Source organism: Streptomyces sp. NPDC107517, from assembly GCF_055582645.1.
On sequence record NZ_JBVJPM010000075.1, the window covers coordinates 1 to 9,286 of the forward strand.

General features: G+C 69.5%; 6 protein-coding genes. 4 read left to right on the plus strand and 2 right to left on the minus strand.

Going from position 1 to position 9,286, the window contains the following annotated elements; all coding sequences use genetic code 11:
* Positions 1 to 374 precede the first annotated feature (374 nt).
* On the minus strand, positions 375 to 833 hold the full coding sequence (locus ACZ67T_RS45785; protein ID WP_469992947.1) for a HEAT repeat domain-containing protein: 459 nt from the start codon (positions 831 to 833) through the stop codon (positions 375 to 377).
* Positions 834 to 1,856: 1,023 nt separating this feature from the next.
* Between ACZ67T_RS45785 and ACZ67T_RS45790 the strand changes: the two genes are divergently transcribed.
* Positions 1,857 to 5,366 carry a tetratricopeptide repeat protein gene (locus tag ACZ67T_RS45790; protein ID WP_469992948.1) on the plus strand — a complete coding sequence of 1,170 codons (3,510 nt, stop codon included), beginning with the start codon at positions 1,857 to 1,859 and terminating at the stop codon, positions 5,364 to 5,366.
* Positions 5,367 to 5,672: 306 nt separating this feature from the next.
* Here ACZ67T_RS45790 and ACZ67T_RS45795 read toward each other — a convergent pair whose 3' ends face one another.
* On the minus strand, positions 5,673 to 5,924 hold the full coding sequence (locus ACZ67T_RS45795) for an integrase core domain-containing protein (protein WP_469992950.1): 252 nt from the start codon (positions 5,922 to 5,924) through the stop codon (positions 5,673 to 5,675).
* Between the two features lie 792 nt (positions 5,925 to 6,716).
* On the opposite strand from ACZ67T_RS45795, the gene ACZ67T_RS45800 reads away from it, so the two are divergent.
* The 3 genes from ACZ67T_RS45800 (at position 6,717) to ACZ67T_RS45810 (ending at position 9,116) form a co-directional block, all read left to right on the plus strand.
* Positions 6,717 to 7,100 (plus strand): hypothetical protein, encoded by a 384-nt coding sequence (locus ACZ67T_RS45800; RefSeq protein WP_469992952.1) that lies wholly within the window; start codon positions 6,717 to 6,719, stop codon positions 7,098 to 7,100.
* Positions 7,101 to 7,153: 53 nt separating this feature from the next.
* A complete protein-coding gene (locus ACZ67T_RS45805) occupies positions 7,154 to 8,299 on the plus strand; it encodes a helix-turn-helix domain-containing protein (protein WP_469992954.1) in 1,146 nt (381 codons plus the stop codon).
* A 196-nt stretch (positions 8,300 to 8,495) separates the two neighbouring features.
* Positions 8,496 to 9,116 (plus strand): plasmid pRiA4b ORF-3 family protein, encoded by a 621-nt coding sequence (locus ACZ67T_RS45810; RefSeq protein WP_469992955.1) that lies wholly within the window; start codon positions 8,496 to 8,498, stop codon positions 9,114 to 9,116.
* The last annotated feature ends 170 nt before the right edge of the window (positions 9,117 to 9,286 follow it).

The following is a 9,286-nucleotide window of genomic DNA, read 5'->3' on the forward strand; positions in this document are numbered from 1 at the left end:
CGCGAGCCCGATCGACTACGAACGCGACTACTGGGCCAGCCTCAACGAGGAGCTGGCTGCATGAGAAGGTCTCCACGATTCGGGGGGATTGACACGCTGGCCGCACCGGCCTGAGAGGAGGTCACCGGCAACTCGACCAGCGATCGCCTCTCGATGTCGTCCGCAATGACCAGATTCAGATGATGCCGAGGGCTGGCGCGCTGAGGGAGGGCCGGCCGACGTCCGCCTCGGCCCGGTTCCGGTCAGCTCGTAGTCGAGCCAGACCTGGCCGTTACCTCGTCAGCGAGCAATGAGCCCGCCCGGCAAAGAGCGCGGATGGGCCGGGCGGGCCTCCTGCTACCGGAGTTGTACCAACCGCCCCAACGGCTACGAGTTCAGGCTGACTTGCCACCGTCATCTCGGAGTTCAGTCATCGCAAGTTCTGCCTCCTCACGCACGGTGGCATCGGGGTGGACAAGGAACGGCTCGATAGTTCGTCGTGCTCGCTCGTCGTAAGTTGCCGACAGGCTGAACAACACATACTCCAACAACAGTGGCTCGAAGGCGTCGACATTGGCAGCCAGCGGCTCAAGGGCCCCGTAGGGGAGCTCGTACTGAACTCCAGCCTCCGAGATCGCGTGCAGGGCAGACTCGCGTACTGCGTAGTCCACATCGGACACCGCTCTCTGGACGAGCCAACCGACGACTCGCTCGGCGTCAGCCTGAATCAAGTAGCCCGACTCCAAGAGATCGCCCAGGCCGTCAGCCCAGACCTCTTGCTGTCGCGTGTCGGCGCGACCCAACTCCGCCCATGCCATCTCAAGCTGTTCCAGCCGGTGCCGGTACTCGTCCACGGAGAGGATCCTAGAGATCCAGTCGAGTGCTCTCTCACCAATCGATACATCGCCGTGGCCGAGGCATTCCCGGAGGAAGGGGCGGGGCCTGCTTTGAGGACGAGGCCGGATTCTCACTGGCGCCGCCGACCTGAGCACCCTGCATCACGGCCTCACCACTCTTCGGAAGTGGAGTGGGTCGCGGAGACGCTAGCGGATTGCGCGAACTCTCAGCATCGATGGACAGGCCGGGCGTTAGGTGAGGTAGCCGAGGCAGCTCAGTCCGGCCAAATCCCGAACCCTCGGCTCCCTGATCCGCGATATGGGCGGCGCTTGAGGCGCTTCGCCATGCAATGCGGGAGTGTGTCAAGCGCGCAGCGTCAAGCCGTATTGTGGGCGCGCGCTGCGGGCGGGGCCGCGCTTGCGTCGGCGGCGGGACGGCGTCCTCAACTGGGCGCGGGGGCCCGTGGTTGCGTAGTGACGTCCTAACCTGGTAGTCAGGTTTGTCCGATGCTGCTGCGGGTGGCGTTTGCAGGGTGCGGGAGGGGGCGGTTGGGCGTGTCGTGGCGTAGGAAAGCCGTCGTCGTGGTGGTCGCGGTTGTGCTGACTGTCTCGACACCGTTCTTCTGGTTGCTCGACAACCCGGATACAGGCCAGCTGGTTGCCGCTTCCATCCAGGGCGCCACAGGGATCGCCGCTCTGGTATGGGCGCTGATGCAGTCCCCGGTCGCCCCGCAGCCGGGGGTCGCAGCGGTCGACACCGGCAAGGCCAAGGCCACCGGTGGAGGCCGGGCGTCCACCGGCGTGCGACGCCCGCAGGCGAGTGGGAGTGGGCCTGTTAGGGCAGAGCGAACCGGGGACGCCACCGCGGATGGTTCCGGGAGCAGTGCGAGTACGGGTGTCGACTTCAGCTGACCGGGCCGGGACGGCCACAGCCCGCGGGAGGATCTGCTTGCGATGGTGAGATGGCCCATCCGCCGCCCTGACCTAGAGGGTGCCCCCGGCACCGGGCCCGGGGCCGCAGGTGCAACGCCGGAGCCGTCAGTGAGTGCTGCGGACACCGGAGATGCCAGCGCTCGCGACGGCGCCACGGCAGTATCCGGCTACGCAGGGGCTGTCCTGCAGACCGCTGGCCCGGTGCATGTGAGTCATACGGGCGCCGCTACGGCCAGCGAGGGCGGGCTGGCCAACACCGGGTACCTGGCGATCGACGGTTTCACCCTCGTGCAGCAGGCGGCCCCGCGCACACCGGCCGTCTGGCCGCACCAGGTCGGCGTACTCCCGCCGCGCGCCTTATCTTTTCAGCACCGGTCAGCGGTCGACCAGTTGCGGGCCGCTGCCGACGGCGGGGGCACCGCAGTGCTCACGCAGGTACTCACCGGGATCGGTGGGGTGGGCAAGACCCAGCTGGCTGCCGACTACGCCCGCACCGCCTTGCTCAGGGGCGGAGTTGACGTACTGGTGTGGATCAGCGCGAGCAGCCGCTCAGCGATCACGGCCGGCTACGCGCAAGCTGGTGTGGAGATCCTCGGTGCCGACCCCCGTGACCCCGATCAGGCCGCGCGGGCGTTTCTGGCCTGGCTGGAACCCAAAGCTGACCAGAAGCCATGCCGGTGGTTGATCGTCCTTGACGACGTCGCGGATCCTGCCGATATGCGCGGCTGGTGGCCGCCCACCAGTCCACGCGGCCGTGTCCTGGTCACCACGCGCCGCCGCGAGGCCGCTCTGACCGGAGCAGGCCGACGCCTGGTCACCGTGGGCCTGTTCACCTCCCAGGAATCCGCCGCCTACGTCAAGGCCGTACTCGCCGCGCACAACCGTCACGAGCCCACCGACCACATCAACAGCCTCACCGCTGATCTGGGATATCTGCCGCTCGCCCTCGCCCAGGCCACGGCCTACATCATCGACGCGGATCTGACCTGCGCCTCCTACCGGCAACTGCTGGCCGACCGAGTCAGGAAGCTGGCCGACCTGCTTCCGGAGCCCGGCGTACTACCTGATGGCCAGGCCGCCACCGTGGCCGCCACCTGGTCCCTGTCCGTCGAACGCGCCAACCAGCTTCGCCCGGTGGGCATGGCTCGCCCGATGCTCCAACTGGCTGCTTTCCTCGCCCCCAACGGCATCCCCACCACAGTGCTCACCAGTCAGCCCGCCCTCGCGCACGCCGCCGAGCACCGCACCCCCACCGATGCAGGCGGCACCCACCAGACGGCAAGTGCCTCGACTGAGGATGCCATGCTCGCGTTGAGGGTTTTGCGCCGACTGAGTCTGATCGACCACACACCCGACACTCCCCACCAGGCTGTGCGTGTCCACCAACTCATTCAGCGTGCCACCCGCGACGCCCTCACTCCCGAGCAGTACGACCGGCTTGCCCGCACCGCTGCCAACACCCTCACCGCCGCCTGGCCCGCCATCGAACAAGACACCGACCTTGCCCGGGCGTTGCGCGTCAACGCCACCGCACTCACCCGCACCGCCGAAGATGCCCTCCACCGACCTGACGCCCACCCAGTGCTCTTCCGTACCGGCGAAAGTCTCGGGGAAGTTGGTCAGTTCACCGCGGCGGCAATCCATTACCGTCGCCTGGCTGAGACGACTTGTCACCACCTGGGCCCTGACCACCCCGATACCCTGACCTCCCGTAACGACCTTGCTGGCTGGCAGGGTGCAGCCGGGGACGCGGCCGGTGCCGCAGCTGCCCTCGAGGAACTGCTGGCCGACCGAGTACGGGTGTTGGGCCCCAACGACTTGCAGACCCTGACCACCCGTCGCCAGCTTGCTGGCTGGCAGGGTGCAGCCGGGGACGCGGCCGGGGCCGTGGCCGCGTTTGGGGAGCTGCTGGCCCTCGTAGTGCGGGTTCTGGGCCCGGACCATGCTGACACTCTGGCCGTTCGTGGCAACCTCGCTTATTGGCGAGGCGAGGTGAGGGATGCGGCTGGCGCCGCGGCTGCGTTTGGGGAGCTGCTGCCCGACCTGGTCCGGGTTCTGGGTCCGGACCATCCTGACACTCTGGCCGTTCGTGGCAACCTCGCTTATTGGCGAGGCGAGGCGGGGGACGCGGCCGGCGCCGTGGGTGCGTTCGAGGAGCTGCTGGCCGACCGGGTACGGGTCTTGGGCCCCTACCATCGCCACACCCTGGCCGTCCGCGGCAACCTTGCCCGCTGGCGGGGTAAGACCGGAGACGTGGCGGGCGCCGTAGCCGAATTCGAGACACTGTTGACCGACCGGGTTCGTATCCTGGGCTACGACCACCCCGATGCTCTGACCACGCGCCACAACCTCGCCTATTGGCGGAATGAGGCGGCCAATGCGTTTGCGGTCGAAGAACCGCCCGCCAACCGGGTCCGGATCCAGGACCCCCGCCACTTCTACGTCACTGCAGAGCAACTGGCAATGCGCCCTCCCCCGTGGGTTCCGGCCAATGACGGTTCCAGGTTGCAGAAGTTGGTGGCTGAGCGGTTACGGGTGCTAGGCGCTGCCCATCCCGACACCCTGACCGCCCTTAATGATCTCGCTCGCTGGCGGGCTGATAAGGGGGATGCGGCCGGCGCCGTGGCCGCGTTCGAGGAGCTGCTGGCCAGCCACCTACGGGTTTTGGGCCCCGGTCACCTCCACACCCTGACCACCCGCCACCGCCTCGCCTATTGGCGGGCTGGGGCGGGGGATGCGGCGGGTGCTGCGGCCGAGTACTCCCAGCTGCTGGACGGCCTGGTGCGGATGCGGGGCGCTGACCATCCTGACGTCCTGGCCGTTCGTAATGATCTTGCCCATTGGCGGGGTGAGGCGGGGGATGCGGCTGGCGCTGTGGCCGCGTTGGAGGAGCTGCTGTGTGACCTGGTGCGAGTGCAGGGCCGCGACCACCGTCACACCCTGACTGCCCATCGCAACCTTGCCCATTGGCGGGCTGGGGCGGGGGATGCGGCGGGCGCTGCGGCCGAGTACCTCCAGCTGCCGGACGACCGACTGCAGGCGCAGGGCCCCCACCGCTCCGCAACCCTGACCGTCCGCCGTAACTCGCAGGTCGAGGCCGGAGATGCGGCAGGCACCTTGGCCGAGTTCGAGGAGCTGCTGCCCGACCTGGTGCGCGCCCAGGGTGCCAACCACCTCCACGTCCTGGCCGTGCGTAATGATCTTGCCCATTGGCGGGGTGAGTCGGGGGATGCGGCTGGCGCTGTGGCCGCGTTGGAGGAGCTGCTGCCCGACCTGGTGCGAGTGCACGGCCCCGACCACCGTCACACCCTGACTGCCCATCGTAACCTTGCCCATTGGCGGGGTGAGGCCGCAGACGCGGCCGGCGCCGTGGCCGCGTTGGAGGAGCTGCTGCCCGACCTGGTGCGAGTGCAGGGCCCCGACCACCGTCACGTCCTGGTTGCCCGGAATGATCTCGCCCGCTGGCGGGGTGAGGCGGGGGATGCGGCCGGCGCTGAGGCCGCGTTGGAGGAGCTTCTGTGTGACCTGGTGCGAATGCAGGGCCGTGACCACAGCCACACCCTGACCATCCGTAGCAGTCTCACCCACTGGCGGGACATAGCCGAGAGCGGCCTGTGATGCATCACGGGCTGGCGGCCTCGTGGCATACGCACACGCTTGCACCAAGGGACAGTTGCTCGGCCGACAAGGAGTCAGGCAAGAACGCCGAACGCGAGGAGTTGCAGACCCTCAATCACATGTGACAGTGCCCTCTCGGCATAACGGCGGTGCCTGCCGTGAGGAGCGGCAACGAAAACTGCCCCTGACCTCGCTGAGCGCATCGACCGCGTGGTTTTGTATCTCAGTCCGACCTCTGCTCCTCTTCGTGTGGTCGCGTAAGCAGCGTGGCTGATCTGTCAATCCCCCCGAATCGTGGAGACCTTCTCATGCAGCCAGCTCCTCGTTGAGGCTGGCCCAGTAGTCGCGTTCGTAGTCGATCGGGCTCGTAAAACCGCACACGCTGTGTAGCCGTCGTGTGTTGTAGAAGTCGGTAATCCAGGTCGCGATCCGGATCCGTGCCTCGGTGCGGGTGGTGAAGGCGTGCCGGTGCACGTATTCGACCTTGAGGACGCTGTTGAACGCCTCGCTGACGGCATTGTCGAAGCACGAGCCGACGCGCCCCAGACTGGAAGGCACCCAACATTCGCCGAGCCCGTCTCCCCCATCCCCAATCCCCGGGGGGAGAGAGATTGCGACGCGGGCCGGCCCGCCGGGCCACGGGGCACGTATCCGAACGATGTACGGGATTTCCCGGTGGCGCCGGACTGCCCCGAACGTTGGCGAACGCTGCCGAACACCACCGACCAGCTGGTCGTCGTCACCAGCTAGGGAGTTGGCCACAACGACGCCCCCGCGGCAACGCCCTCCTCGTCGACACCCGCCCGCGCCGACCGGTCGAGCAGCTACGCGACGGTCTCCCCGCAGGCCCAGGGCGCGCGGGGAGGTCGTCCGTCTACCGCCCCAGCAGTGTGACCGCCACCGCCGTCACACTGGACGCACCTGAGGCCGGCACCGAGAGCGGTGCCGGCCTGAGGTGTCGGAGGGCGCGGGCCAACGCGCCTTCCGGAGGTCCTGGAACGGGTTCGGGTTTGCGACCAGTAGCCGTCAGGAGGACACCGGCGGACGTGCCGCCGGTGTCGAGCTGGGACCACCGTCTTGCTGATACGGCCTGGGCCGCAAGTCGGCTGGAACAAACGATGGGCCGCCACAAGGGCGGTAGACACGCAACCCGTCGTCGTCAAGCCGGTGTTCGCGGGCCGGCCGGGCAGCGGATTTCACGGCGGGACGGGGAACACCGGCGGGGCCAGCAAGCCGCACACCGGACAAAAGCCGCACCGGGGCGGGGCGGCGGGATACCGGAGCGTGGAAGGCTGTGTGCTGCGCAGCCCGACCATCGGCAGGGCCAACTGCCTTAAGGACTACGCCACTTTGCGACCAGTAGCCCCGGGCCCCGGCATGCCGTCGGCGGCCCCGTCAGGATGGAGTCCTGCGCACCATGAGCCTTCCCCCTATCCCCCACCCAGCCGGGCCCGCCCCAGCCCGCCCCAGCCTGCACCTGCGCACCCGCACCCGCACCCACCGCCACGGCACCGGCGCCGGCGGGCGGCGGGCGGCGGGCGGCGGGCGGCGGGCGGCGGTGAACCGGACGGCGCCGCCGGGCGGTTCGGGCCCACCCACGCGCTGATCCTGCTGATCGCCGTTCTTGGGCTCGGCACCGGCCTGCTCCTCGCCGGCACCGAGCTGGACACCGTCTTCGCCCTCCTGGGCGGCTGCGGCGCGATCGGCGCGGCCACCCTCACCGCCGCCCTATGAGCCTCTTCGTCGAGGCCGCCGTACGCTCCGGCACGGGCAAGTAAGCGCCGGACATGGCCCGTTCCCCCGCCGCCGGCTCGGACCGCCACTTCGCCCACCTCGCCGAGCACCTGAGAGCCCTGCGCGACACCGCCCGCCTGACCCAGCGCGCCCTGGCCGACGCTGCCAACATCTCCCGCGGCGCCGTCCAGCGCGCCGAGGCCGGCACCGCCCCGCCCTCCCCGGCCGTCCTCGACGCCTACCTCCACGCCTGCGGCGCCGGCCCTGCCGACCAGGACAAGGCCCGCCGCCTGCGTACCCTCGGCCGCACCGCCCAGCGCGGCAAGCCCCGCACGCTCAAGGCGCCCGCCCCCGCCTTCGCCCGCGACGCGCGCGACTTCAGCCTCGTCCTGGCCGAGACCTACGAACGGGCTGGCGCCCCGCCCCTGCGCGACTTCGACCGGCCGGGCCAGGCACGGGTGCCGCTCGCCACCGCGTCGCGGATCGTCAACCGCAAGGCGCTGCCCGCCAGCCGCGAGCAGCTGATCACGTTCCTCACCGTGTGCGCCATCCCTCCGGCCGCACATCGCCCGTACCTCGACGCCTACCAGCACGTCACCGCCCAGCGCGGCACCCGCCCCGCGCCCCCGCGCAGGCAGCTCACGCAGCTGATCCGCCGCAGCCACCCGGTCCCCCTGGCGTACGACGGACCAGACATCGGCGCCCACTACGACGTCGACCGGCTGGCCGCAGGCATCAGACCGGTCATCGAAGCCCTCGCCGCACACCGCGCTCGCTACGACGTCGACCGGCTGGCCGCAGGCATCAGACCGGTCATCGAAGCCCTCGCCGCAGACCCCGGCATCCGCAACGCTCCCACCGCCCTGGCCGCGGGGGTCCAAGTGCTCGCGGACGCCTTCGCCGTCATGTACCGGTCAGCCAGCCGGGAAGCACACCGCAACGGCACCACCCCACCCGACTGGATCACCGCCACCCACCTCCTCACCCACGGCATCGGCCCGGCCCGGCCCGACACCGCCGTCCGCACCACCCCCACCGACAACGACCACGGCATCGACCTCATCGCGCATACCGCCGACGGCGACACGGTCCTCTACCAGACCAAGGCCCACCAGCAACGGCCCAGCCCTCCCCCGGCGTTGACGAGCGCCCGCGTCCCGGTACTGCCACCGCCCAAGACCGACGCCCGCGCCGCCTGACCGTCACGGTGGCGAGCAGCAGCCGCGCGGATACGAAGAGGCCGGCATGACGCGCCCGGACCGGGAAGAACGCCGGACCAGGAGGCCTCGCGTACGTCGTACGGGCGAGGCGCAGCAGTGATCATTGTCGCGCGGATGAGTGGAGCCGTCGGCAGGCGGCCGCGTGAGGGCCGGGGACGAGGCAAGGATGGCCACTATGGCGAACACCAGGCGCGCGAAGCCGATCTCCCGCTCCCGGACAGCACCGGGGACGACCGTCCACACGATCAAGGTCACGCTGCGTGGCTCCCGGCCCCCGATCTGGCGCCGCCTGGAAGTGACGTCCGGCACCACCCTGCAGCAGCTACACCACCTCATCCAGGTCGCGTTCGGCTGGGAGGACTACCACATGTGGGCCTTCGAGACCCCGCAGGCCCGGTACGGCACCGCAGACCGGGAGTTGGGGATCCGCAGCGCCGCTGCGAAACGGCTCGACCAGGTCGCTCCGCACACCGGCGACCGGTTCGGCTACACCTACGACTTCGGCGACAACTGGGAGCACGACATCCTCGTCGAGGCCGTCGAGGACGCAGAGCCCGGCACGGCCTATCCGCGCTGCCTCACCGGCCGCCGAGCCTGCCCGCCTGAAGACTGCGGCGGCGTCTGGGGATACGAGTACCTCATCGAGATCCTCGCCGACCCCGGACACGAAGAACACGACGACCGGCTGGAATGGCTCGGCCTCGACTCCGCCGACCAGTTCGACCCCGCCGCCTTCGACCTGACAGAGGTCAACACCGCGCTGTCCGGCTACACAGCCGTCCTGATCAAGAACTGACCGCCACACAGCATCGATCGCCCTGGCCACCACAGCTGGGGGTGCCTGGCACAGCGGATCACCGCCCGCCGGAGCGAACTGGAAGCTCTCGCCGAGGAGTTGGGCAAGCAACTCCAGGAGGCAGGCCGAGCGGCACGAACTGGCGATCGCGGAGCGGAGTGTTGAACCGC